We start from the raw sequence: 26124 nt of genomic DNA, 5'->3' as shown, positions 1-26124 counted from the left end.
ACGTAATGACCATCTACCTAAAATCCATTACTATATAAATTATACGTCAATTGCCCTATTGAACTACTAGGCAATGTTTTACACCTTTGAAGTAATCAAATTTAAAACCACGATTATGAAAACAATTTTCAACACACTTTTTGCTCTTTTAATAGCTTTAGGGACGTTTGCGCAAAAAGCCGAACAACCCGACTGGAGCTACGATATAGGCGGGAAAATTAACGAAATGTATCTTACCGAGGCTGGGACGCTTGTTGTTGCAAGTAACGATGGCTTAGTAGGCATTAAGCCTGGAAGCAATGAATTGCTTTTTAAATTTACAGACTACGGTCGCGTAAAACCAGAAGAACTCACTTTTATTCCTGCTTCACCTTATGTTATGGTGGCACAAGGCGGATTTATGTCTTCCAAGAAAACTGTAATTGATTTTGTTTCAGGTCAAATACTTTTTAGTTCTGAAGGGAATCAGTGGAGACAGATTTTCACTTCTTCTACAGCGATGCCTCAAAACAAGCTTATTGTTAGTGGGCTCCAAAAAACTGGCGACATGGCCGAGAATAATACTCCAAAAGTAGCGGTATATGATTTAGGAAATGGAAAAGAGGACTACTCTTTTTACTTATTTCCTCCTGGGAAAACGACTATGAAAAGTTATATGGTAACAGGAGATCCATTATTGTTAAAAGACAAAATGCTTATCCCAACCAGTCAAGGAATTATTGCAAAAACACTTACAGGTGAAACCCTTTGGGAAAATAAAATTAAGAATGTAAACTGGATGACTGCGGATGCTTCTGAAAAAGAAATCTATGCTTTTGAAAGCAACACTTCGGGAAGTAGTATGGAAATTTATAAAGTGGGAGCAGATGGGGCAGAACTTTGGAAAGATGCTGCAAAAGTAAAAGGACAAGTAGTAAATTTTGAAATATTACCACAAGGTTTAGCAGTTGTAAGTAACAAAAGCAGTGGTGGAAGCAATAGTGTATTTGCCGCAAAAGACGAGTCTGAAATAGGATTTTTAAGCGCCCAAACCGGTGAAGATCTTTGGGAAAAAGCCCCAAAAACAAAAGGGTATGTGCAGCATTTTTATATTATGGACGATGGAATTCTCTTTGGAATACAACAAGGCGGAATTAATAAAATTTCGTTTGATGGAAAAACCCTCTTCAAAAAGCCATTAAAAACAGGAGAGAATATTATGGTAATGGCACATACTCCACAAGGGTTAATTTATATTACAAGTGAAGATGCCAATATTGTAAACCTTGAAACGGGTGACCAAGTGTGGGATAAACCTCTAAAGTACAAAAGAGCAACATCGGTTGCTTCCACATTCGATAAAAGTAACAATCGGTATTTAATCTCTGCAGATGATGAAATTATGGCCGTAGATCCTACTACAGGGAATGTTTCAGCTTTTGCAAACACAGATTTTGATGAAAAAGAACAACCCAGTTCAATTCAAATGAGAAATGGTGGAGTTTATTTAGGTTCGGATCAAAATATGACTTTAATAGACTTTAATGGTAATGAAGTATATCATCAATATTATAAATCGCCTTCAAAGAGCACCTTTGCAAAAATTGTAGGGGGTGTTATAGCTGTGGCATCCACAACTATGGCTGTTTCTGCCGCGGCAGCAGCCGGAGCAAACAGAAATAGCTTGGGAGATTATAACGAATATGGAAAGGAATATGATAGGCAATCTAAAATGTTCTCTGCCATTGGTTCAGCTTCATTTGAGTTTATGTCGCAACGATTTAAAGCTACAGCTGCCACCGAAAATGCACAATTCATTTTAACCAAACTAGATGACGGCGTAGGTCTGGTTAAAGTAAACAAGGATTCGGGTAAGACAGAAAAAGAAATCATTTTAAAAGATAAAAAGCCAGAGTATGAAGTAGATGATTTTGGAGGTGTATTGTATTACAAAGCCAAAGACGATCTTATTTATGCGTATGATCTTAAAAAGTAATTAACTAGCCAAGTTAATCGCGACGATGTAAATGAGGAGTTTAGGTTTGTCGCAAAGCAAGCCCCATTGGAAGCAATGGGGCTTTTAAACTAGTAAAATGATGAAATCGATTTTTATTCCTAACAAATACAATTACTTAATTTGGGGAAATGCACTTTTTTTATTGGTGCTACTATTGTTAGAGTTAGCAGACCCTATAAGTGTTGTATTTGCCTATTTTTTGGAAACCATCATTATTGGGGTTTTTCATTGTGTGAAACTGTGGATGGTAAATACATATGGTAAAAGTTCAAAGGCAACTGCTAAGATGCCAACTTCTTCTATAGGGCTTATTGTATTTTTTATATTCCATTATGGAATGTTTGTAGCTATCCAATCTATTTTTTTATTTTCTTTTTTTGAAAATGAATTATCTCAACTAAAAGATGGGTTTCATTTAATACATAATTACGGAGTTATTCTTCGGCTAGAAGGAATGCCAATTTTAATTGCTTCATTGGTTGTTTCAAATCTGAAATATTTTTACACCAACTTTTGGAAAAATGACCAGTTTAAAGAGTATTCTCCAAGCGGATTATTTTTTAGGCCTTATGTGCGTATTTTTATACAACAGTTCACCGTTATTTTGGCAGGGTTCTTTTTTATTTTACTATCGGAAGGATTTGCTGCCGCCGTTTTATTAATTTTATTCAGATTAATTGTAGATCTTATCATTCTCGGAATTCACAGAGACTCCAACAATATGGATAAACTTTTAAGAAAAATCACAAAGACCGAAGCCGAGTATTTGGAAGCAAAGGAAAAATTTCAAGAATTTTCAGAATGATATCATTAGTGCCAAACAATGATTACGGAATTTGGGGATATGTCCTGAGTTATTTTCCAGCTTTATTTGTTTTAATAGGTTTACTAGTTTTGGTTCTTATTCTTGATTTTTTGATTCTGAAAATTGCTAAAAGTAAGCCCAAAACTCAAATTTATAGCTATGGAATTTTAGGGATAATTATTAGTGTCATAGGGCTATGTACCTTCTATCAAGGAACTTTTACCGAGACTGTTTATATTTCTTTTCCTACGGGTATAGTGGGGCTTTGGGTAGTTTTTAAATTTCTAAAGACCTCAAAGTTACGGTTGCTTTCCTTGGTTTGGTTGGGGTTTTTACTTGTATTAATTTTTGTAGGAATATGTTTGGTTTATTTTTAGGGCAAATGCCCTATTATATAATTTAATTTTTTTTTAGTACTTTGTTTAAACACTTAAAAACCTTTCAATTATGAAATTAGTAACCCTATTTTTCAGCCTTATTTTTAGCTTCAATCTAGCGGTAAATGCTCAAGTCCCAACACCTCAAGGAGTTAATAATTCTACATCTGGATTAACTTGGACAAAAACCAGCGAATACAATTATTCGCTTAAGGAGAACGGTCGACAATTAACAAACGTTGTTGATTTAAAGTACCTAAGTACCAATACACTTGCGGTTTTGGATAAAAGCTCAAGAAATGTGTATTTATTAGAAGATTTTAAAGAAGCAGTCAATGGCTCTTCAGGGAAAGCAACACTTTTGGAACGTAATGTAGGAACCAATTTCTATCTCACAAATCCAAACTCTTTTGTTTTTTATTCCGATGATGAATACATATCTGGTCCCTTTGTTAATATTGGGGGAAGTTATGTTTACTACGTTGCCGAAAAAAATACTACCTATTACCTTCCAGATATTCGTAAATTTTCTAATTGGGGAGCTAAAACAGCATCAAAGCTAGACTATTCTGCAGAAAATGTATATTGGTGTAGAGTGGCAGAGAGTAATAGCTATCACGTGGTTGAAAAAGGGGAGTCCATGGACTACACTAACGCTTCTACCGAAAAAAGAGATAACGACCTAGTAGTTAAGGTAAATGGAGTAGATAAATATATTCTTCCTGGATATTACACCATGGCGTCCTTAGTTTTTAAGCCAGTAAAAATGGCATCTTCGGGTTCAATTCCTACAAACAATAATACTTCAGGATGCGTTGATGGGGATTGTCAAAACGGATGGGGAAAATACGAATACGACAATGGATATTATGATGGTTTTTGGAAAAATGGAAAAAAAGAAGGCTACGGATTGTATAAGTGGGATGGTATAGGAAAGTATATTGGAACGTGGCAAAATGATAATATGAATGGCTATGGTGTTTATTTAGCCGATAATAATGACAATATTATTGGTGAATACAAAAACGGGCAACTTAATGGATTAGGAATTACTGTTACTGGAGATAAGTGGGATCAAGGAATATTTTATGATGGAAACATAAGTACACATTACGATTTCTATTCAACAGGAAATGATTCGGGTTGTACTGCCGGTGATTGTCAAAACAAATACGGAAAGTTTGAATGGAGTAATGGCGATACTTTTATTGGGTTTTTCAAAAATGGAAAGCTGTATATGGGTACATACAGTTTTGCCAGTGGCGATAAATATTCGGGAATGTTTAATAGTGATAATCAATTCCACGGAATGGGAAGATTTTTCTTCGCAGATGATGCCTATTATGGAGGAGAATGGCGAAATGGAAAATATGAGGGTAGAGGCTACTACCACAACAGTAGTTTAGAACAAAAAATAGGTGAATGGTCCAATGGAACACTAGTCAAAAAAATGTAAAAGTTATTATAATGAAAACACTAAAAATTACATTTACTATTATTGGGCTCTTGCTATTTTCAATGGTGTATGCACAAGGAGTGCCACAACCTAAGACCCCTAAAACTACTACAGAAAAACAATACCCCTATTGTGAAAGTGGGGATTGTACAAATGGCTGGGGAAAGAAAATCTATGATTACGGTTATTATGAAGGTTTCTTTAGAAATGGAAACCGAGAAGGATATGGACTTTTTAATTGGACAACCTCCGGAAGTTATATGGGGTTTTGGAATAATGACGAGTTACACGGGTATGGCTGCTATATTGGAAAGGAAAAGAACTTGATTGGTGAGTACCGCAATGGGATGATGAATGGTGTGGGATATACCCATGAACTCGAAAATGATAAGTGGGAGTACGGTATTTTTAAAAATTATTTAGTCGATACGGCGTATACTTTTTACGATAACAATGTAGATACTGGGTGTGTCGCTGGTGATTGTCAAGATAAATACGGGCGATATATTTGGAGCAATGGCGATAGATTTACAGGCTTCTTTAAAAACGGAAAAATGTACATGGGGACTTACACCTTCGCTTCTGGAGACAAATACGAGGGTATGTTTAACAGTAACAATCAATTTCATGGTGAAGGAAGGTTTTTCTTTAATGACAATGCCTATTATGGGGGCCAATGGAGTAATGGACAACAACATGGTAGAGGATATTATCACGATAGTAGTTACAAATCTAAAATAGGCGAATGGAGTAATGGCCAATTAGTTACAGCCTATTAATTTTAGAATAATTTTTATAGAAAAAACATGGCAATTGCCGTGTTTTTTCTATTTTCATCCTACTATAACCGGCCTTAATGAAATATATACTTCCCTTTTTTCTTTGTTTATCCTCTATTGGGAGTGTTCATTCTCAAGGAATAGATACTTTGGATACTCTATTATTAAATGCGTACAAAAGCAACGACTCTTCTGAATATTATTTTTCAAAATCGAAAAAACTTCTAAAAAATAAAGCCGATACTGCTAACTACTGGTATTTCAGGTTTTTCAGAAATGATGTTCTAAGAATTACAGATAGCACCGCCTATTATTCAAATAAAGTTATCCCACTGTTAAAATCATTGGATTCTTTAGAGCGAATCCGAAAAATATATGAACGTCTATATTACCAAGAATTAAGAACTGGGAAGTATGAAGAAGCCTTAGGTTTTACCCAACAAGCGCTTACTATTGCTGAAAAAATGAAAGATACAGGATTAGTGTCACGCCATACATCAGACATATCTATTGTGTATCATGATTTCGAAGATTATGAAAAAGGTGTTTCCTATGGGAAAAAGGCCTATAAAATTATGGATGAGGCTAAGAATAAAAATTATAAATACCTCATTTTTGCTAATAATGCAACGGCCATAAATTTTGACGATTGGGGAAAAGCAGACAGTGCCTTATTTTACCATTATAGAAATGTAGAACTCCTCAAAAAGGTAGATGATTCTTTAAACTTTACTTTCATTTTCAATAATATTGGAAATACACTTTTAAAGACTAAGCGCTATACTGAGGCCAAAAAATATATCAATAGATCTTTGGTAATGAATACCCTTAAAGGGAATATATACAACCTAGCAACCAATTATACCAATCTTGCTACTATAGCTTACGAACAGGGTAAAAATACCGAAGCAAAAGAAAACTTTATCCTAGCAAACAAATTTGCGCAGGAGAGTGGTAGCATAGAAAAAATAAGAGATGTAGTCCAACAGGAAGCTTGGTTTTATAAAAAAATAGGAGATTATAAAAATGCTTTAGAAAAACAGGAAGCATTTTATAAATTGAGAGACTCCGTTTTTAATGACGAAAGAGCCGCAAAGGTAACCGAAATGGAGACTAAATATGAAACCGAGAAAAAAGAACGGGACCTTGCCGAAACGCGTGCTAATCTTGCAGAAACAGAACTTGAAGTAGAGCGAAAAAACAAGTTTATATACGGTAGCATGGCGTTTGGGCTAATTTTAGGACTTTTAGGATACCTATTTTACAATCAGCAAAAATTGAAAAATAATCAATTAAGACGTGAAGGCGAACTAAAGGAGGCTTTAGCAAAAATTGAAACGCAAAATAAACTTCAAGAACAGCGATTAAGGATTTCCCGGGACTTACACGATAATATTGGCGCACAGCTTACTTTTGTTACTTCCTCTGTAGATAATTTAAAGTATGGATTACAAGATAAAGATGACAAAGTTTCAGATAAACTAACTAGAATAAGCGCATTTACTACTCAAACCATCTATGAGCTTCGAGATACCATTTGGGCAATGAATAAAGAAAATATTTCGGTGGAAGATCTACAGGCCAGAATTTCTAACTTTATTGATAAAGCAGGTGTTGCAGATTCTAAAGTAAAGTTCACCTTTCAAGTAGCCGAAAGTATTTCGAAAGAGCTTATGTTGCCATCTATTAAAGGGATGAATGTTTACCGTATTATACAGGAAGGGGTAAACAATGCTTTAAAGTACGCCGATGCCAAAACGATAATCGTTAGTATTTTGGAAAAGGATAATCAATTGGTACTGTCAATTTTAGACGATGGTAAAGGATTTGATCTCAAGAATACTGAAATGGGAAATGGGCTCAATAATATTAAGAAAAGAGCACGAGATTTAAACGGAAGGGTCCATATTAATTCAGATAATAAAGGAACGATAATCACGCTAACCTTTCCTATGGATTAATATTTTTTTAATTTATAAGTTCCTGTTTGATCTGCTGAAAATACTTTCAAAATATAGTTTCCTGTTGCTAAAAATGAGACATCCAATTTTTTTAATCTAGCTTGAAACCTTTCTGAATATACTTTATTTCCTAACATAGAATAAATTTCAATTTGTTGTAATTGATGATTTCCTTCCAATACCACAAAATCTTTAGTAGGATTAGGATAAAAAATAAGTCCTTCAATAGTAGTGTCTGAAATTGATAAGAGATCTTGATCGTAATATCCAGACCATCCAAATTGTTGAGTTAAACCAGGTTGTATAATACCTAGGGCAGTTAAATTACCTGTATTTGGATTCATTTCATATAAAGACGAATCGCCAATGGTCGAATTATAGGCTGTGTTGTAAATTTTTCCTTCAACAGGAGAAAAAGTCATCCCTTGCCCAAAATTTGCATCATATCCTATAGAACCAATGGGGGATACAAATCCCGTAATAGGATTCACTCGGTATGCCATATCATTGTCAATATCAATGGTCACTAACTCCCCATTTCCATCCTCGGCCAAAGCGATGGGTAGGACTAAGTCATTTCCTTGAATAAAAGTAGCTGTAAGTGTATTAATATTAATACTATACAGGGCACTTCCACCAGGAGTTCCATTAGTGGCGATTCCTAAGAGTAAATGATCTGCAGCCCCTCGAGTTAATCCTGTAATGGAAACTCCAGCTGGAATACCTGTAACTTCACCATAATCTGTGTACGTACCAGTTAGTGGATCCCGATGTTGTAATCTATTAGAGGTGTCCAAAATAATATAGGCATCCGTACTTTGATTGGTCGAACCTCTAATTACCACACCTGCTCCTTCAAAATCGGTGTTAGGAGAATTTCCAAGTACCTCAATGACTGACAAATCGCTTGGAATAATATCGGCGGCTTGTACAGTAGTGACAGATTGAGTTGTGGATAACCTAATGTTTTCCACGGAACTTAATTTTTCTTCAAAAAAGATGGAACTATTAAAATGTTCTTTCAGTACCTGAAGTTCTTTTAAGCTAAAAACATCGGTAACTTTTCCCTTATGATTTTGAGAAAGTATTACTAAAAGTTCATCCAAAGAACGTTCGGTTTGAGCGTATGTGTCACAAAAAAAAGTGAATAGTACTATGGAAAAGAAAAGTGTAATATTTTTCATTTTGTTTTTATTTAAAAATCTAATATTCAGTAAAATACAAAAAAAATTTTCCTTGATAAAATTATGCTCCTATTATCCATAATACGTCAGATGCCTTATTCTTACCTCAGGAGTAATTGACTATTTTTATTTCATAAATAAAACGTAGATTAATTGTGCTGTTTACCATTTGCATAATTGTTTTAATATGTGGGACTTTGGGGTTGTATTTTCAATACAAAAATAAAGCCCTCAAACAACATGCTATTGCTCAACAAGTCTTTTTAATTGAAGAAGCTTTAAAGCACAAAAATCAAATTCAGTTTCGAGAAACTGGGTTAAACAAATATCATTTTCTACAATACAATCTCGATGAAGCTTTAGTCGTGCAGTCCGAAATAAATATTTGAGTATTTTTAATGTAAATATTTTTAATCGTGACCAGAACGAACTTCCTCTTAGTTTCACTTTTTTTAGTAAGCTCCTTTCTTTTTTCACAAACCCAAAAAGAGATTGATTCAATTAATAATTTATATACACAGGGATTAAATATTCCGCAGGATTCTATTATAAGTTTGTTTCAAAAAAATTTAAGTGATGCAAGAAAGATTTCCTACGAAGATGGTATAGCAGGTGCTTTATCAAAACTATCTCTCGTATTTGGATATCAAGGGAAATATGAAGAAAGCACAAAATATGGGTTAGAGTCTATTACCATGTTTGAAAAGTTGCAACGGTGGGACAAAGTTTCCTATCATTATGCCGAAATGGGTTACGGAATGAAATATCGTGATATGCCAAAGGCATTATATTATATGCAGATGGGAAAGAACTTAGCAGAAGAAAATAACCTCGAGAATAGCTTAAAGGATATTTATAATAATTATGGAGTATTGAAGGAAATAAACAATGAATTGGATAGTGCTTTGTACTATTTTAATAAAGGATTAGAATTAAAGCGAAAATTGAAGGACTCTGTTGGGATTCCTTACAGTATTAGCAATATTGCCGGAGTCTATGGACTGCAAAAAAAATATAATAAATCTCGAGAGTACTTTACTATGGCTCTTGGAGATAGATTAAGGCGAGCAGATTCCATTGGAATTGCCGAAAACTACACTCAAATAGGAGAAGTGTATATGGCAGAAGAAGATTGGAAAAATGCCATACCATTTGTTCATAAGTCACTACCCATCTCTATTAAAAAGCAATACCGAAATCTTACACAATACAATTATAAATTGCTTTCAGATATTTATAAAACACAAAAGAATACAGACTCGGCATTATACTATTTTGAACAATACGTAGCCGTAAAAGACAGTATTCATAATATTAAAGTAAACGAAAACATTGCTGCATTATCTATTGAGTTTGAAACCGAAAAAAAAGAAAATGAAATCCTTCAACAACGTGCTCAATTAGCCGAAAAAGATTTAGAAGTTCGCCGTAAAAATACATGGATTTTTGGAGGGTTTGGATTGGCTATTGTTTTAGGGTTATTGGGGTATTTAGTGTACAATCAACAAAAATTAAAGAATCGCCAATTACAAAAAGAAGGCGAACTTAAAGAAGCACTTGCCCGTATTGAAACTCAAAATAAATTACAAGAACAACGATTACGTATTTCTCGAGATTTGCACGATAATATTGGTTCTCAACTTACATTTATTATTTCAAGTATCGATAATATAAAGTTTGGATTTCCAGATGTAAATGAGAAGTTAGCTAATAAGCTTTCAGGCATAAGTGCCTTTACTACTCAAACAATTTATGAGTTAAGAGATACCATTTGGGCAATGAATAAAAATGAAATTTCCTTTGAGGATTTACAAACTCGAATAACCAATTTTATTAATCAGGCAAAAGTAGCCGCGACAGGCATACAATTTGATTTTCAGATTGACCCTTCCATAGATAGTCAACAATCTTTTACATCTATTATAGGGATGAACATATATCGTATCATCCAGGAAGGGGTAAATAACGCTATTAAATATGCTAAAGCTTCTAAAGTGGTGGTGCAAATTAAAGAAGCTCATAAAAGTTTTATGATAACCATTCAGGATAACGGTGTAGGTTTTAATAAGGAAGAAGTTGTTATGGGGAATGGCTTACAAAATATGTCTAAAAGAGTACGTGACTTGCAAGGAGAGCTTGAGCTTAATTCAGAAAATGGGAAGGGCACTACAATTCTTTTTAGTGTTCTAAAAGCTGAAAAATAATGAATACGACAAATGCCTTATTGAGGAAATGCCAAAAAGACTTACTTTTATAGTATAACCAACAACTACTTCCATGAACCTTAAAATAGCAATTGTAGATGACAACTCATTTCTCATTCACGCTATAAAGGAAAAGCTTTCTTTTTTTGAAGATATTACAGTAAAACATACTGCTTTAAATGGAAGTGACCTATTGGGAAAACTAGAGGATAATCATAATGTCGATTTAATTTTAATGGATATTGAAATGCCAGTTTTAAACGGTATTGAAACAACACAAATTGTAAAACAAAAATATCCTCAAATCAAAATTATCATGCTAACCGCCTTCGATAATGATGAGAATATTTTTAATGCTATAAAAGCGGGTGCAGATGGCTATTTGCTGAAAGAAATCAATCCTAAGGATTTATACGAAGGTATTGTTGAAACCTTAAATGGAGGTGCAGCTATGAATCCTTCCATTGCTTTGAAAACATTAAAATTATTACGTAATCCTCTTTCAATTGAAAATGAAAAAGACAAAGAAGATATTTCATTAAGCAAACGTGAAATAGAAGTACTAGAACAGTTAAGCACTGGCTTAAGTTATACTGTTATTGCTGAAAATTTATTTTTATCGCCCAGTACGGTTAGAAAGCACATTGAAAATATTTACAAAAAACTTCAAGTACACAGTAAAATTGAAGCGGTGCAAAAAGCAAAACGACATAATATTATATAAAAAATCCCTTCAAATGAAGAGATTTTATTTTATAATTTAGTTCAATTATAGATTAAAAGCTTTTTTAACTTTATCCAGATAATCCAGTTTTTCCCAAGTAAATAATTCTACATCAAGTGTTTTAGATTTTTGGTCAGGCGTGTAAAATGTTTTTGAAACTACTTCATTTTTTCTTCCCATATGCCCATACGCTGCGGTTTCAGAATACATAGGCTGTCTTAGCTTTAATCGTTCTTCAATGGCAGCTGGACGCATATCAAAAATTTCAGAAACTTTTTTAGCGATTTCTCCGTTAGTCATATTCACTTTTGAAGTACCATAGGTGTCTACAAAAATTCCCATAGGTTCCACGACACCAATGGCATAACTCACTTGTATTAACACTTCATCACATACGCCAGCAGCAACTAAGTTTTTAGCTATATGACGGGTAGCATAGGCTGCAGAACGGTCCACTTTGCTAGGGTCTTTTCCACTAAAAGCACCTCCTCCGTGAGCACCTTTTCCACCATAAGTATCCACAATAATTTTTCTTCCTGTTAACCCAGTATCTCCATGGGGACCACCAATAACAAACTTACCCGTAGGATTAATATGATATTTAATCTTATCGTTAAATAACTTCTGAATTTCTGGCTTTAATTGACCTTTAACTCGCGGAATAAGAATATGAATAATATCGCTTTTAATTTTGGCAAGCATAGCTTCCTCATCCTTATTAAAGTCGTCATGTTGCGTGGAAACAACTATAGAGTCTATACGAATAGGCGTATTATCATCATCATATTCTATAGTAACTTGACTTTTAGAGTCTGGACGTAAATATGGAATTTCCTTTGCTTCTCTGCGCAAAGTAGCTAATTCTTGTAAAATTTTGTGTGATAAATCTAGAGCCAAAGGCATATAGTCTTCAGTTTCTTTAGTAGCATAGCCAAACATCATTCCTTGGTCACCAGCACCTTGCTCTTCTTTACTTGCACGATCTACTCCACGGTTAATATCATCACTCTGCTCGTGAATGGCAGAAAGCACTCCGCACGAATTACCATCAAATTGGTATTCTCCTTTGGTGTATCCAATTCTATTAATAACATCGCGTGCAATTTTCTGAACATCTAAATAAATATTCGATTTTACTTCACCCGCTAAAACAACTTGTCCGGTAGTAACTAATGTTTCACAAGCTACTTTCGAATTTGGATCGAAAGCCAAAAAATTATCAATTAGTGCATCACTAATTTGATCTGCTACTTTGTCTGGATGTCCTTCCGAAACACTTTCGGAAGTAAATAAATATGCCATAGTTTACATTTCTATAGAAAGATTTGTCTTAAAAGCTAGGAAGGTAGTAGGTACTGCCTTTAGCATTTTTTTGCGAGGTTGCAATCAGTCAAATCTTTCCTCTTAATTTGGGGCAAATGTAAGTATTTTAATATAGATACAAAAGCTATATTTTGTTGGTAAATTTTTAAAATTCTCATAAAATATTTGGAGAAGTCGATTTTGTTTATCAATATTTGTGCTCACAAAGTTCAATAACTTACTGAAATGTTATCAAGAAAGGTGGAGGGACTAGACCCGCTGAAGCCTTAGCAACCCTTTGTTCTGCAAAGAAGGTGCTACATTCTACACCGCAAATTGCGGCTGATAGATAACGACAAACCCATTTTTTTCTAAAATGGTTTTTCAAATTTCTTAATAACATTTTTCTAGTACATCCGTCGCAAGACGTATTTGAATTTTTTGTTTTAATCTATTTATTAACTCAAAAAAATTAGAAAAATGAGTGCAACAAAAATTATCCATTCCATTCCAAGTGACCCATTAACGGGTGCTATCTCGGTACCTGTGTACCAAACTTCCACATTTATTCAAGAAGCCCCAGGGGTGAATAAAGGTTTCGATTATGCAAGAAGTAACAACCCCACCCGTAAAGTGCTAGAAGACCTTGTGGCCAAGCTTGAACATGGGCATTCTGGGTTTGCTTTTGCCACTGGTTTGGCAGCCATCGATTCTGTTCTGAAATTACTTTCAGCTGGAGATGAAATTGTAGCGGTAGATGATATTTATGGTGGTGCGTACCGTTTATTTACCCACGTGTATGAAAAATTAGGCATTAAAGTAAATTATGTAGATACAACCGAAGTTGATAATGTTGCCGAAGCCGTTACCTCCAAAACCAAATTGGTATGGATAGAATCACCTACGAATCCTACTTTGAAAGTTTCAGATATTAAAGCAATTTCAAACATTGTAAAAAGTGTGAATGCCTTGTTGGTGGTTGATAACACTTTTGGTTCCCCTATTGGGCAAAATCCAATTGATTTAGGAGCCGATATAATTATTCATAGTGGCACCAAATACATTGGGGGTCATTCCGATTTGGTCGCTGGTCTGGTAATTACTAAAACAAAAGAGCTTTCCGAAAAAATAAAATTTGTTCAAAATGCTTCGGGAGGTGTTTTAGGTCCGTGGGATTGCTTTTTAACTATTCGAGGGATTGAAACTTTGGATTTGCGTTTTAGAAAGCAATGTGAAAATGCCTTAAAAGTGGCTTTGTATTTAGAGCAGCATGATGCTGTAGATCAGGTATTTTATCCTGGATTAAAAAGCCATAAAAACCACGAAATAGCTAATAGCCAGCAAAATGGATTGTTTGGAGGCGTAGTTTCCTTTAGTTTAAAAAATGATACTCAAGACGCTGCAAATGAATTTGTAACAAGTACAGCGTTTTTCAAATTGGCAGAAAGTTTAGGGGGTGTGAAAAGCTTGCTGTGTTATCCTGCACAGATGACGCATGCTTCTATTCCCAGAGAGAAACGATTGCAAGCTGGAATTACAGATTCTCTTATTCGTTTATCCTGCGGTATTGAAGAAGCTGATGATCTAATTTTAGATTTAGAAAATGCTTTTAAAAGTGTTCAAAAAGAAGCCGAAGTTTTATTTGTATAAATCTCAGAAAAATGAGCACTGAAATTTTAGAACAACCAAAGGCACGCATTAATTTGGGTGCCTTAAAAAAGAAGCAAATTAATATTGCGGTTTTTGGAAGAGGAAATGTGGGTTCGGTATTAATTGACCAACTATTTGAAAGGAAAAATGAAATTGCAAAGCGTCGCGATTTGGAGTTGAATATATTTTGTATTGCAAATTCCAAAACGGCTCTTTTGGGACAACATATTTCAGCAAATTGGAAAGAAGAGTTTACAACAAAAACACAATGCTATTCCATTACTGAGGTAATTCATTTTGCTAAAACAAATCAACTGAAAAATCTTATCGCTATTGATAATACCGCTTCTTCAGAATTTGTAAATCATTATCCTGAGTTTATAAATTCAGGATTTAATTTGGTTTCATCCAATAAAATTGCCAATACTTCCAGTTTAAAATTTTATCAAGAATTACGAGGTTTACTAGCTAAAAATGAAAAAGAATATTTATATGAAACCAATGTTGGCGCTGGGCTGCCACTTATTGACACCATCAAACTATTGCATCTTTCAGGTGAGAATATTACACGAATAAAAGGCGTTTTTTCAGGTTCGTTGAGCTATATTTTTAATTCCTTTTCTGAAGAAGAAGGCACTTTCAGTTCGGTATTGAAAAAGGCAATATATGTGGGATATACAGAGCCTGACCCACGGGAAGATTTATGTGGTAATGATGTGGCTCGAAAACTTCTTATCTTAGCAAGAGAATTGGATTTGCATAATGAGTTTGAAGATATTTCGATTCAAAATTTAATTCCGAAAGAATTAAGAAAAGTATCCAAAGAAACGTTTTTAAAAAATTTAGAGGCATTGGATGTTCCGTTTCAAATTAAAAAGAAGAACCTTAATAAAGGTCAAGTATTGCGGTACGTAGGAGATTTACATGGCGATTTGTCTAAGGAAGATGGAGCTATTTTGGATGTAAGCTTGGTTTCAGTTTCTAAAAATAGTGCGTTAGGAAATTTACAAGGAAGCGACTCACTGTTTGAAATTTATACTGAAAATTACGGTAATCACCCCATTATTATACAGGGCGCTGGAGCGGGTTCAAAAGTAACGGCAAGAGGTGTTTTGGGTGATATTTTAAGATTAAGTGATAAAATAAAATAATTCATGAAAGTTACTTTAAATAGAATTAATGAGGATTACCTTTTGGAAGGAAAAGGGGATAATAATATCTCGGTATTAATAGATAATAAAAACAATAACAAAGTAAATGGGGCAAGCCCTATGGAACTTTTATTAATGGCAGTAGGTGGCTGTAATGCTATAGACATCATTTATGTTTTGAAAAAGCAACGTCAAGTTGTAGATTCTTACAAAGTAGAAGTGGAAGGAACTCGTTCCGAAGTAAGAAACGCAAAACCTTTTAAATCTATGCATGTAACCGTTTATTTGGAAGGTGATATTGCCCCAGAAAAAGCTAAAAGAGCCGCTTCTTTAAGTTTTGAAAAATATTGTTCGGTTTCGATTACTTTAGAAAATTCAGTAAAAATTACTTACGATGTTGTTTTAAACGGAACGAAACTATAACTTTACTATATGCTATCTAGAAAAACAAAATATGGATTCAAGGCTTTGAGCTTTCTTGCAAGAAGGGAGGACAATGAGCCAGTACAGATTGAAGTTATTTCTAAAGCAGAAAATATCTCTCAAAAGTTTTTAGAAAGTATCCTCTTAACCCTTAAAAAAGCAGGCTATTTGGGTGCTAAAAAAGGTAAAGGAGGTGGGTATTATTTGCTTGAAAAATCTAGAAATACTCCCATTGCTGCGTTTTATAGAGTGCTTGAAGGCCCCATCGCTATGGTGCCTTGTGTAAGTCTCAATTTTTATGAAAAATGTGAAGATTGCCCAGACGAGGATCTTTGTAGTGTTCACAATCTTATGATTCAGGTGCGAGATAACACACTTTCAATTATGGAGAATACGTCCCTTTCAGACTTTGTGAAAAATCAACTGACATAAATCATATTTTTTTTTGATTAAAGTTTGTATGTTTGCAAACTCTACTAAATCGATAGGATAATAGCATGAACCAAATCACTCCTCAAAATATTCATTTATTTAATGAAAATGTTCGATTTGAAGACCCTTTGGAAATTATTTCTTTTTCATTAGAACAAGCCAAAAGTCCATTAGTTACAACAAGTTTTGGTTCCTATTCGGCCGCTTTATTGTGGGCCTGTAGCAAAGTAAAAAAGGATATTCAGGTGATATGGTGTGACACAGGATATAATACTGAAGCTACCTATAAACATGCTAATTACTTGATTGAAAACCTTGAACTTAATATCGAAATTTTCAGTCCAAAATATACTACCGCATATATAAATAGTAGAATTGGATTACCAAATATTAACAATCCAAACCATCCTATTTTTTCAGAAAAGGTAAAGTTGGAGCCTTTTAATAGAGCGTTTAAAAAGCATCAGCCCGATGTTTGGTTTACCAATGTTCGAAAAGGACAAACTGAGCATCGCAATGGATTAGATGTATTTAGTTTTAGTCGCGATGGAATTTTAAAGGTAAGCCCCTTTTATCATTATGATGATGATGCATTGGAAGCCTATATAAAAAACAAAAAGTTACCATTAGAATTTGATTATTTCGATCCTGTAAAAGCTTTAGAGAATCGCGAATGTGGAATTCATTTAAAGCATTAATTTTTTACATTAAGAATTGGTAAAAACAATTTTATGCCTTTTCTTTGTGCCAGTTCATACACTTTTTGAAACGTTATCAAGAAAGGTGGAGGGAATAGACCCTTTGAAACCTTAGCAACCCTTTGCCATGCAATGAAGGTGCTACATTCTATCTGAAGTTAATTTCAGAATAGATAACAAAACGAAGATTTCTCCTCTTTTTATGATAGCATTTTTTAAAGTCTAATTTATAGACTCTGTTTGTTATGCATAGTATTGAAAAATTATTACGAGAACGTATTTTAGTTCTCGACGGCGCCATGGGAACCATGTTGCAACGCTATCAATTTACCGAAGAAGATTTCCGTGGAGAACGGTTTAAAGATTTTCATAAATCGGTCAAAGGAAATAACGATTTACTTTCGTTAACCCAGCCGCAAACTATTGCCGAGGTTCATAAAAAATATTTTGAAGCGGGAGCCGATATTGTGGAAACCAATACTTTTTCTGGTACAACCATTGCCATGGCAGATTACGATATGCAAGATTTGGTCTATGAATTAAATTTTGAAAGTGCCAAAATAGCAAAACAAGTTGCTGAAGAATATACAGCAAAAGAGCCACACAAACCTCGTTTTGTGGCTGGTGCTTTAGGACCTACCAATAAAACAGCTAGTTTATCTCCAGATGTAAACGATCCAGGGTTTAGAGCAATATCTTTTGAAGAATTACGAATAGCATACAAACAACAAGCAGAAGCACTCATCGACGGCGGAGCTGATTTATTATTGGTTGAGACCATTTTTGACACTCTAAATGCCAAAGCGGCTTTGTTTGCTATTGAAGAGATAAAAGAAGAACGAAATCTCGATATTCCCATTATGGTAAGTGGAACCATTACAGATGCTTCGGGGCGTACCCTTTCTGGACAAACCGCCGAAGCCTTTTTAATCTCTATTTCACATATTCCATTGCTTAGCGTTGGATTTAATTGTGCCTTGGGTGCAAAACAGCTGACTCCACATTTAGAAGCTGTTTCTAGTAGGACCAATTTAGCTATATCTGCCTATCCCAATGCTGGATTACCAAATGCCTTTGGAGAGTATGATGAGTCACCAGAACAAATGGGAAAACAAATAGAGGAGTACCTACAAAAGAATCTGGTCAATATTATTGGAGGATGCTGTGGAACCACACCTCCTCATATTAAGGCCATCACAGAGGTAGCTGCAAAGTTTTCTCCGAGACCGTTACCAAAAATTGAAGCAGTAATATGATTCCCTCCAAACAAGACATATTAAATGCTTACAATTGTGTTAAGCCATTTGTTCATAGAACCCCTGTGCTTTCATCCTCGGCGATTAATGAATTAGCAGGAACATCTATTTTATTTAAATGTGAGAACTTTCAGAAAATGGGTGCCTTTAAAATGAGAGGTGCTGTTAATGCTATTCAAAATCTTTCTGAAATTCAAAAAGAAAAAGGCGTAGTCACACATTCTTCAGGAAATTTTGGTCAAGCTGTTGCTTTGGCTTCAAATGAATTAGGAATAAAAGCCTATGTCGTAATGCCAGAAAATGCTCCTTCAGTAAAAAAAGAAGCCGTTCTGGGTTATGGAGCCGAAGTTATTTTTTGCGAGTCTACACTTAAAGCAAGGGAAGCCACTTCAAAAAAAATAGTACAAGAAAAAGGAGCTACTTTTTTACATCCATCCAATAATTTGGATGTGATTTTAGGAAATGCGACTGCAACCTTAGAGTTACTAGAAGAGTACCCGACGCTGGATGTAGTTTTAACGCCAGTGGGTGGTGGCGGATTGATTGCTGGCACAGCACTTTCGGCTTATTACTTCGGAAAAAATTGTAAGACGATTGGAGGTGAACCTTCAAATGTGAATGATGCGTTCCGATCGTTAAAATCGGGTGTCATTGAAACCAATGAAACTTCTAACACCATTGCAGACGGATTGCGAACCAATTTGGGAGATATTAATTTTCCTATTATTCAAAAGTTACTAAAGGAAATTATTTGTGTAGAAGAACTTGAGATTGTGGAAGCTATGAAACTTATTTGGGAGCGCATGAAAATTATGGTAGAACCCTCCAGTGCGGTTCCTTTAGCGGCTGTGTTACAACAAAAGGAAAAATTAAAAGGTCAAAAGATTGGAATAATCCTTTCTGGTGGAAATGTAGATGTTAAAAACTTGCCTTTTTAAAATGGAAAACGAGAAAAGATATTTAAAGCTTTCAGGTTTAGAACCTTTGGTAATAACTCCGGAGAGTAACTTTATAAATGTAGGGGAACGTACAAACGTAGCTGGTTCACGTAAATTTCTTCGGCTTATAAAGGAAGAAAATTTTGAAGAAGCCCTAACCATCGCTCGTCATCAAGTAGAAGGGGGTGCTCAGATTATCGACATTAATATGGACGATGGATTGATTGATGGAAAAGAAGCCATGGTTAAGTTCTTAAATTTAGTGGTTGCAGAACCTGATATTTCCCGAGTTCCAATTATGATTGATAGCTCTAAATGGGAGATTATTGAAGCTGGTTTACAAGTGGTGCAAGGAAAATGTGTGGTGAATTCCATCAGTTTAAAGGAAGGTGAAACTGAATTTCTTCGTCAGGCAAAACTCATTAAACGATATGGCGCTGCCGTAATTATCATGGCATTTGATGAAGTGGGACAAGCCGATAATTACGAACGAAGAATAGAAATTGCTAAACGATCCTACGATATACTCGTAAATAAGGTTCATTTTCCTCCAGAGGACATCATTTTCGATTTAAACATTTTTCCGGTGGCTACGGGAATGGATGAACATAAACGAAACGCCATTGATTTTATTGAAGCTACTCGTTGGGTAAGAGAAAACCTTCCACATTGTAGTGTGAGTGGAGGTGTAAGCAATGTTTCTTTCAGTTTTCGAGGGAATGATGTGGTTCGTGAAGCGATGCACTCGGTGTTTTTGTATCACGCGATTCAGGCAGGAATGAATATGGGGATTGTAAACCCAACGATGTTGGAGGTATATGATGATATCCCTAAAGATTTACTAGAACGAGTAGAAGATGTTATGCTCGACCGAAGAGACGATGCCACTGAAAGGTTATTAGACTTTGCTGAAACCGTTAAAGGGACAAGGGAAGAAAAGAAAGTCGATTTATCCTGGCGTGAGGAACCTTTGCAAGATAGAATCACTCGTGCCTTAGTTAAAGGAATTGATGCTTATATTTTAGAGGATATTGAAGAAGCAAGGCAAGCTGTTGCAAAACCTATTGAAGTAATAGAAGGACATTTAATGATTGGAATGAACGTGGTGGGAGACCTCTTTGGCAGTGGAAAGATGTTTCTTCCCCAGGTGGTGAAAAGTGCACGAGTCATGAAAAAAGCCGTTGCCTATTTGCTTCCCTATATTGAAGCTGAAAAGGATCATGTGTCTTCTTCAAATGGTAAAATATTGATGGCGACCGTAAAAGGGGATGTACATGACATTGGAAAAAATATTGTTTCGGTAGTATTGGCTTGTAATAATTATGAAATCATCGATTTAGGAGTCATGGTACCCCCCGAAAAGATTATCGATACCGCAAAAGAAGAAAATGTAGATGTTATTGGGCTAAGCGGATTAATAACCCCTTCCTTGGACGAGATGGTGTTTCTCGCCAAAGAAATGCAACGACAGAATTTTAAAGTACCCTTGTTAATTGGAGGTGCTACGACTAGCAAAGCGCATACCGCAGTAAAAATAGACCCAGAATATGGACAAACGGTGGTTCACGTAAATGATGCATCGCGTGCTGTTACGGTAGTAGGAGATTTACTGCAGAAAGAACGAAAAGACGCTTATAAAATAAAGCTGAAAGAAGAATATAAAATTTTCAGAGAAGGGTTTTCAAAAAGACAACGTGTTAAAGAATATTTGTCTATCGAAGAAGCCCGAAAGAATAAATTTAAAATAGATTGGAAGGCTTCAGAAATTGTAAAACCCAAACAGCTGGGAATTCAGTTGATTGAAAATTTAGATTTAGAAATTCTGAAAGAGTACATAGACTGGACTCCTTTTTTTAGAAGTTGGGAACTCCACGGAAGATTTCCAGACATTTTGAAAGATGGGGTGGTAGGAAAACAAGCTTCCGAATTATTTGAGGATGCACAACAGTTGCTACAGAAAATTATTTCAGAAAAACTATTAAAAGCAAAAGGCATCTTTGGTCTTTTTGAAGCCAATACAATAAATAACGACGACATAGAATTATATTTTCCTCCCCTTTCGAGGGAGGTGTCCGAGGAAAAGAGGGGAATATTTAGAACCCTACGTCAACAAAGTAAAAAAGCCGAAGGTAGACCCAATATTGCTTTAGCCGATTTTATTGCTCCAAAAGATTCAGGTCTTAAAGATTATATAGGTTGTTTTTGTGTTTCGGCGGGTTTTGGAACGCAAGAATTAGCTGCGAAGTTTGAAAAAGAACATGATGATTATAACTCAATTATGGTGAAGGCCTTGGCCGATAGACTTGCTGAGGCATTTGCAGAATATCTTCATAAGGAAGTACGTACAAAACATTGGGGCTATGCCGCTAATGAAAATCTTTCTAATGAGGAATTAATTGCCGAAACATATAAAGGAATTCGTCCTGCTCCAGGATATCCTGCTTGTCCAGATCATTTAGAGAAAAAGACGATTTGGGAGGTTTTACAAGTAAATGAAAACATTGGTGTTACCCTAACCGAAAGTTTGGCGATGTGGCCAGCGGCCTCGGTTTCGGGATATTATTTTGGGAATCCTGAAGCTCGATATTTTGGTCTAGGAAAGATTAGCGAAGACCAAGTGGCAGATTTTGCCCAACGAAAAAATATATCATTAACTGAAGCCACTCAATGGCTTCAACCCAACATTGCAGAGTAAATGAAAGTAACAGAACATGTAGCACAAGCCAACGGAAAAACACAATTTTCCTTTGAGATTCTTCCACCTTTAAAAGGACAAAACATTCAATCCATTTTTGATGGAATTGACCCTTTAATGGAATTTAATCCGCCCTTTATAGATGTTACTTATCATCGTGAGGAATATGTGTATAAAGAATTGGAAAACGGTTTTCTACAGAAGCAAGTAGTGCGAAAACGTCCAGGGACTGTGGGAATTTGCGCTGCCATTCAAAATAAATATGATGTGGATGCCATTCCTCATATTTTGTGTGGAGGTTTTAGTAAAGAAGATACCGAGAATTTCTTAATCGATTTAGGCTTTTTAGGGATTGATAATGTGATGGCACTTAGGGGTGATGCTGTAAAAAGTGAAACTTATTTTTCTCCAGAAAAAGATGGTCATAGTTATGCGAGTCAGTTAGTGGCTCAAATTTCAGATTTAAATAACGGAAAATATTTGGAGGAAGAGCTTCAAAACACGGCTCCAACCAACTTTTGTATTGGAGTTGCCGGATATCCTGAAAAACACCTTGAAGCACCCAGTATGGACAGTGATATTTACTTTCTGAAAAAGAAAATTGCCAAGGGGGCTACCTATGTCGTTACCCAAATGTTTTTTGATAATTCGAAATATTTCAGTTTTGTTGAAAAATGTCGTAAAGAGGGAATTACCGTTCCTATTATTCCAGGGTTAAAACCCATTGCCACCAAAAAACAATTGAATTTAATTCCGCATCGATTTAATGTAGACCTTCCAGACGATTTAATTATGGAAGTAGTTAAATGCAAAGACAATCAAGCTGCTAGCCAAATAGGAATTGAGTGGTGTATTACCCAAAGTAAAGAGTTAATTGAAAAAGGAGTGCCTGTACTTCATTACTACTCCATGGGGAAGAGTAATAATATTAAAGCTATTGCCTCTCAAATATTCTAATATTTTTCGAATTGATGGAAATAAAATGACTGAATTGTTAGTTAATATACTATGTGATGTTACCCATGGAACCGGTTGTTTATCATTGAAAAAGTTAACTGTTATTGATATTGAAGAATTCAGTCCTGAGGGGTTAATATTTGAAGATTAATGTATATTTACGGCTTCTTAAAAGCTATGAGAAATTTATTTAATCTGTTTTTTTTTCTGTTTGTTGCCCATGTTACTGTAGGACAGCAAAATGAGGTGAAACCATTTTCTATAGAAGCAGATTATTTTTATGGAAGCATTCTAGAACACAATCAAGATATCTCCCATTTAATCACAGATTTTCCTAATGGTTTGTGGCTTTCTTATAACCGAAAAACATACGGTTGGAATGAATGGGAGGGAAGGTATAATTTTCCAGATTGGGGCTTTACATTTTCATACCAAGATTTAAAGAATACATATTTAGGTGAAAACTATGGGCTGTATGGACATTTTAACTGGTATTTTTTAAATAGATATTTAAGAGTTACAGTGGGTCAAGGTGTTGCATATGCTTCCAACCCATATCACCCAGATGATAATTACGAAAATAGTGCCTATGGAAGTAGGTTTTTAAGTTCCACTTTTATAAAGGCAGGATTTGTAAAAGAAAATATTATTGATGGTTTAGGAATACAGCTTAATTTAGGAGTTTTACACTATTCCAATGCAAATCTAAAAGCTCCTAATAATAGTACGAATACACTTTTTGCAAGTGCAGGTTTAAGCTATCAATTTGATGCCCCAAATTTCCCAGTTAGAATTCCGGTGGGGTCTTGGAGAAGTTCAAATTATGCAGAGCGAATTCATTACAATGTTGTTTTTAGAACTGGGGTTAATGAAGCCGATGTGAATGGATTGGGTCAGTTCCCCTTTTATACTTTTTCATTTTTTGCAGATAAAAGAATTAATTATAAAAGTACTTTTCAAGCTGGTGTAGATGTATATTTTTCTTATTTTTTACTTAATTTAATTCGCTATAGAGAAATTGCCTATCCCGGTGATGGACTTACAGGCGATGAGGATTTTAGAAGGGTAGGAGTTTTTATTGGCCATGAACTTCGATTTAATAAAGTAGCGTTTGTTTCACAGTTAGGAAGATATATCTACTGGCCATATGAGTTTGAGAATATCACCTATAATAGGTTGGGTCTAAAACGATATATGTTTAATGACAATGTTTTTATCGCTGTGACTGTTAAAGCACATTGGGCAAAGGCGGAAGCGGTTGAATTTGGTTTAGGTTTAAGATTGTAAAATGATGAAAAATTTATTCTATATATCAATTTTGTTTTTAATTTTTGGATGTGATTCTGAAAACGCTCCAGATTGCTTTCAGTCCGCCGGTGATATGTTGGAAGAGGTATATGAAGTTGATGACTTTAATAGTATTATTGTGTGGGATAGAGTAAAATTGGTTTTAGTAGAAGGCCCAGAAAAGAGAGTCATGGTTAGATCTGGAAAAAATCTATTTAACGAGATTAGAGTTCGAGTAGAAGATAGTATTTTAAAAGTAAGTGACAGGAACAGCTGTAACTTTGTTAGAGATATTGATGAAGGAACAACGGTCTTTGTTACTGTACTTGCCGATACTTTGAAAATAAGAAATAGCTCTGGTTTAACGGTGGAGAATATAGGTAGGCTAAAAAACCATAAAATAGTCTTGATTTCTGAAGATCAATTTGAAGAAGATGAATTTCATATTGATGGTGATTTCAATCTTGATAATATTGATGTATCCACAATTGAAATTCTTGCTAATGGATTATCTACCTTTAGACTTCAAGGAGTGGCACGTTCCGTGTCTTATGTTCTCTCGGATGGGGATGTTCGAGTCGAAGCTGAAGAATTGATTACGGATAAGGTTTTTGTTAGCCACAGAAGTACAAATAAAATAATTGTATATCCTGTAGAAAGAATTAGTGGAGTTATTCAAGGAATAGGAGATGTTATTTCTAAAAATCGCCCTCCGTTTGTAAAGGTTGAAGAACTTTACACAGGAAGACTTATTTTTGAGTAGTTAATTCAATAAATAACTTTTCTAGGGAGGTATTTTTTTGATGTAACTGAAGTATTTTTAATCCATTATCATGTGCAAAATCAAATACCTTACCTCGCATATCTTCTTCTGTATTAAAATGTAAATGATATAAAAAGCCTTCTTTGTTTTCAATATTTTTTATTGAAGAGATATTTTGCAATGCCACTTCTTCAACCCTATAGTCAAATTCCACTTCAATAATTTGGGTTTTATTATTCCGAAGCTCTCTAAAAGGTGTATCCAAAACAATTTTTCCTTTATTTATTATAATGACACGATCACAAATAGCTTCCACTTCTTGCATAATATGGGTAGAAAGAAGTACGGTTTTTTCTTTACCCACATTTTTTATCAATTCTCGTATTTCAATCAGTTGGTTGGGGTCTAAACCTGTAGTGGGCTCATCTAAAATTAAAACATCTGGATTATGCAATAAGGCATTGGCCAAGCCCACACGCTGTCGATACCCTTTTGAGAGTTGCTGAATTTTTTTATGTGCTTCAGATGTGAGACCTGTTTTTAAAATAACATTCTCAACTTCATTTTTAGAAACGCCGTACACTTCAGCATTAAAAAGAAGATACTCTTTTACGTACATATCCAAATATAAAGGATTGTGTTCCGCTAAATAGCCAATACTTCTTTGAACATTTGAAGCCTCTTTTTCAACAGAAAAACCATTTACAGAGGCGCTTCCATTTGATGCTTCGAGATAGGTAGTTAAAATCTTCATCATCGTAGATTTCCCAGCACCATTTGGACCAAGGAATCCTACAATCTCTCCTTTTTTAAGTGAGAAAGAAACATCGTCTAGGGCTTTTTGATTGCCATAGGTTTTTGAAATATGTTGTACTTCTATCGACATAATTTTAAAAAGGTAAAGCTACACAAATAAAAAAACGCAAAAAAGATTTTGTTGTTATAAAGTATTGTTTACTTTAGCAACAATTAATAGCGCAATGAATACATTTTTTACATATTTCAACTTTTGGTTTTTTTACTTTTACGGTAAGAAACGGGTAACTATGTAATTTATGTTAAATTATAAATTTAGAAACCCGGAGC

The 26124-nt window shown here is 34.8% G+C and carries 20 protein-coding genes, 1 pseudogene and 2 riboswitches; of the genes and pseudogenes, 18 read left to right on the top strand and 3 right to left on the bottom strand.

Annotation, left to right across the window (positions count from 1 at the left end):
* Nucleotides 1-115: 115 nt before the first annotated feature.
* From KXJ69_RS01420 to KXJ69_RS01400, 5 genes are all read left to right on the top strand, one after another.
* Nucleotides 116-1975, top strand: a complete 1860-nt coding sequence (locus KXJ69_RS01420; protein ID WP_219050555.1) for an outer membrane protein assembly factor BamB family protein — start codon at nt 116-118, stop codon at nt 1973-1975.
* A gap of 97 nt (nt 1976-2072) precedes the next feature.
* Nucleotides 2073-2801 (top strand): DUF6498-containing protein, encoded by a 729-nt coding sequence (locus tag KXJ69_RS01415; RefSeq protein WP_219050554.1) that lies wholly within the window; start codon nt 2073-2075, stop codon nt 2799-2801.
* A 447-nt stretch (nt 2802-3248) separates the two neighbouring features.
* On the top strand, nt 3249-4634 hold the full coding sequence (locus tag KXJ69_RS01410) for an MORN repeat-containing protein (protein WP_219050553.1): 1386 nt from the start codon (nt 3249-3251) through the stop codon (nt 4632-4634).
* A gap of 11 nt (nt 4635-4645) precedes the next feature.
* Nucleotides 4646-5413 (top strand): MORN repeat-containing protein, encoded by a 768-nt coding sequence (locus KXJ69_RS01405; RefSeq protein WP_219050552.1) that lies wholly within the window; start codon nt 4646-4648, stop codon nt 5411-5413.
* Nucleotides 5414-5490: 77 nt separating this feature from the next.
* On the top strand, nt 5491-7374 hold the full coding sequence (locus tag KXJ69_RS01400) for a tetratricopeptide repeat-containing sensor histidine kinase (RefSeq protein WP_219050551.1): 1884 nt from the start codon (nt 5491-5493) through the stop codon (nt 7372-7374).
* On the opposite strand, the gene KXJ69_RS01395 is transcribed toward KXJ69_RS01400, so the two are convergent.
* Complete coding sequence (locus KXJ69_RS01395) at nt 7371-8558, bottom strand: T9SS type A sorting domain-containing protein (RefSeq protein ID WP_219050550.1); 1188 nt, start codon at nt 8556-8558, stop codon at nt 7371-7373. The two genes, KXJ69_RS01400 and KXJ69_RS01395, sit on opposite strands and share 4 nt — an antisense overlap.
* Nucleotides 8559-8974: 416 nt before the next feature.
* On the opposite strand from KXJ69_RS01395, the gene KXJ69_RS13760 reads away from it, so the two are divergent.
* Nucleotides 8975-10762, top strand: a complete 1788-nt coding sequence (locus tag KXJ69_RS13760; RefSeq protein ID WP_219050549.1) for a tetratricopeptide repeat-containing sensor histidine kinase — start codon at nt 8975-8977, stop codon at nt 10760-10762.
* A gap of 73 nt (nt 10763-10835) precedes the next feature.
* Entirely contained in the window at nt 10836-11486 is a 651-nt protein-coding gene (locus KXJ69_RS01385) for a response regulator (RefSeq protein WP_219050548.1), read from the top strand.
* 45 nt (nt 11487-11531) lie between these two features.
* Here the strand turns inward: KXJ69_RS01385 and metK are convergent, their stop codons facing one another.
* Nucleotides 11532-12788: a methionine adenosyltransferase gene (gene metK / locus KXJ69_RS01380; RefSeq protein WP_219050547.1), complete on the bottom strand. Its 1257-nt coding sequence runs from the start codon at nt 12786-12788 to the stop codon at nt 11532-11534.
* A gap of 246 nt (nt 12789-13034) precedes the next feature.
* Nucleotides 13035-13144, top strand: a riboswitch (SAM riboswitch).
* A gap of 124 nt (nt 13145-13268) precedes the next feature.
* Between metK and KXJ69_RS01375 the strand changes: the two genes are divergently transcribed.
* The 11 genes and pseudogenes from KXJ69_RS01375 (at nt 13269) to KXJ69_RS01325 (ending at nt 25038) form a co-directional block, all read left to right on the top strand.
* The gene (locus tag KXJ69_RS01375; protein WP_219050546.1) at nt 13269-14438 is read left to right on the top strand and encodes a trans-sulfuration enzyme family protein; all 1170 of its coding nucleotides are present in this window, start codon (nt 13269-13271) and stop codon (nt 14436-14438) included.
* 71 nt (nt 14439-14509) lie between these two features.
* Nucleotides 14510-15589: pseudogene (locus KXJ69_RS01370) on the top strand (homoserine dehydrogenase family protein); the annotation flags it as partial.
* 3 nt (nt 15590-15592) lie between these two features.
* Nucleotides 15593-16012: an OsmC family protein gene (locus KXJ69_RS01365; RefSeq protein WP_219050544.1), complete on the top strand. Its 420-nt coding sequence runs from the start codon at nt 15593-15595 to the stop codon at nt 16010-16012.
* A gap of 9 nt (nt 16013-16021) precedes the next feature.
* A complete protein-coding gene (locus tag KXJ69_RS01360) occupies nt 16022-16444 on the top strand; it encodes an RrF2 family transcriptional regulator (RefSeq protein WP_219050543.1) in 423 nt (140 codons plus the stop codon).
* Between the two features lie 65 nt (nt 16445-16509).
* A complete protein-coding gene (locus KXJ69_RS01355) occupies nt 16510-17142 on the top strand; it encodes a phosphoadenosine phosphosulfate reductase domain-containing protein (RefSeq protein WP_219050542.1) in 633 nt (210 codons plus the stop codon).
* 70 nt (nt 17143-17212) lie between these two features.
* Nucleotides 17213-17322, top strand: a riboswitch (SAM riboswitch).
* Nucleotides 17323-17387: 65 nt separating this feature from the next.
* Complete coding sequence (locus KXJ69_RS01350) at nt 17388-18398, top strand: homocysteine S-methyltransferase family protein (protein ID WP_219050541.1); 1011 nt, start codon at nt 17388-17390, stop codon at nt 18396-18398.
* Complete coding sequence (locus KXJ69_RS01345; RefSeq protein WP_219050540.1) at nt 18395-19336, top strand: pyridoxal-phosphate dependent enzyme; 942 nt, start codon at nt 18395-18397, stop codon at nt 19334-19336. The genes KXJ69_RS01350 and KXJ69_RS01345 overlap by 4 nt, the downstream gene beginning before the upstream one ends.
* Nucleotide 19337: 1 nt before the next feature.
* Nucleotides 19338-22031, top strand: coding sequence for a methionine synthase (gene metH, locus KXJ69_RS01340; protein WP_219050539.1), 2694 nt, complete (start codon nt 19338-19340; stop codon nt 22029-22031).
* Complete coding sequence (metF, locus tag KXJ69_RS01335) at nt 22032-22988, top strand: methylenetetrahydrofolate reductase [NAD(P)H] (protein ID WP_219050538.1); 957 nt, start codon at nt 22032-22034, stop codon at nt 22986-22988.
* Between the two features lie 177 nt (nt 22989-23165).
* The gene (locus tag KXJ69_RS01330) at nt 23166-24275 is read left to right on the top strand and encodes an acyloxyacyl hydrolase (protein ID WP_219050537.1); all 1110 of its coding nucleotides are present in this window, start codon (nt 23166-23168) and stop codon (nt 24273-24275) included.
* Nucleotide 24276: 1 nt separating this feature from the next.
* Nucleotides 24277-25038, top strand: coding sequence for a GIN domain-containing protein (locus tag KXJ69_RS01325; protein ID WP_219050536.1), 762 nt, complete (start codon nt 24277-24279; stop codon nt 25036-25038).
* Here the strand turns inward: KXJ69_RS01325 and gldA are convergent.
* The gene (gene gldA / locus KXJ69_RS01320) at nt 25025-25924 is read right to left on the bottom strand and encodes a gliding motility-associated ABC transporter ATP-binding subunit GldA (RefSeq protein WP_219050535.1); all 900 of its coding nucleotides are present in this window, start codon (nt 25922-25924) and stop codon (nt 25025-25027) included. The two genes, KXJ69_RS01325 and gldA, sit on opposite strands and share 14 nt — an antisense overlap.
* Between the last annotated feature and the right edge of the window lie 200 nt (nt 25925-26124).

Source organism: Halomarinibacterium sedimenti, from assembly GCF_019312585.1.
GTDB lineage: Bacteria > Bacteroidota > Bacteroidia > Flavobacteriales > Flavobacteriaceae > Halomarinibacterium > Halomarinibacterium sedimenti.
This window is presented reverse-complemented; position numbering and strand designations above follow the sequence as displayed.

Coding starts and splice junctions, on each gene's coding strand:
- KXJ69_RS01400 (WP_219050551.1), top strand. CDS start 5,491: ATGAAATATATACTTCCCTTTTTTCTTTGTTTATCCTCTATTGGGAGT.
- metK (WP_219050547.1), bottom strand. CDS start 12,788: ATGGCATATTTATTTACTTCCGAAAGTGTTTCGGAAGGACATCCAGAC.
- KXJ69_RS01325 (WP_219050536.1), top strand. CDS start 24,277: ATGATGAAAAATTTATTCTATATATCAATTTTGTTTTTAATTTTTGGA.
- metH (WP_219050539.1), top strand. CDS start 19,338: ATGGAAAACGAGAAAAGATATTTAAAGCTTTCAGGTTTAGAACCTTTG.
- KXJ69_RS01365 (WP_219050544.1), top strand. CDS start 15,593: ATGAAAGTTACTTTAAATAGAATTAATGAGGATTACCTTTTGGAAGGA.
- KXJ69_RS01355 (WP_219050542.1), top strand. CDS start 16,510: ATGAACCAAATCACTCCTCAAAATATTCATTTATTTAATGAAAATGTT.
- KXJ69_RS01330 (WP_219050537.1), top strand. CDS start 23,166: ATGAGAAATTTATTTAATCTGTTTTTTTTTCTGTTTGTTGCCCATGTT.
- KXJ69_RS01420 (WP_219050555.1), top strand. CDS start 116: ATGAAAACAATTTTCAACACACTTTTTGCTCTTTTAATAGCTTTAGGG.
- KXJ69_RS01375 (WP_219050546.1), top strand. CDS start 13,269: ATGAGTGCAACAAAAATTATCCATTCCATTCCAAGTGACCCATTAACG.
- gldA (WP_219050535.1), bottom strand. CDS start 25,924: ATGTCGATAGAAGTACAACATATTTCAAAAACCTATGGCAATCAAAAA.
- KXJ69_RS01395 (WP_219050550.1), bottom strand. CDS start 8,558: ATGAAAAATATTACACTTTTCTTTTCCATAGTACTATTCACTTTTTTT.
- KXJ69_RS01360 (WP_219050543.1), top strand. CDS start 16,022: ATGCTATCTAGAAAAACAAAATATGGATTCAAGGCTTTGAGCTTTCTT.
- KXJ69_RS01405 (WP_219050552.1), top strand. CDS start 4,646: ATGAAAACACTAAAAATTACATTTACTATTATTGGGCTCTTGCTATTT.
- KXJ69_RS01410 (WP_219050553.1), top strand. CDS start 3,249: ATGAAATTAGTAACCCTATTTTTCAGCCTTATTTTTAGCTTCAATCTA.
- KXJ69_RS01345 (WP_219050540.1), top strand. CDS start 18,395: ATGATTCCCTCCAAACAAGACATATTAAATGCTTACAATTGTGTTAAG.
- KXJ69_RS01415 (WP_219050554.1), top strand. CDS start 2,073: ATGATGAAATCGATTTTTATTCCTAACAAATACAATTACTTAATTTGG.
- metF (WP_219050538.1), top strand. CDS start 22,032: ATGAAAGTAACAGAACATGTAGCACAAGCCAACGGAAAAACACAATTT.
- KXJ69_RS01350 (WP_219050541.1), top strand. CDS start 17,388: ATGCATAGTATTGAAAAATTATTACGAGAACGTATTTTAGTTCTCGAC.
- KXJ69_RS01385 (WP_219050548.1), top strand. CDS start 10,836: ATGAACCTTAAAATAGCAATTGTAGATGACAACTCATTTCTCATTCAC.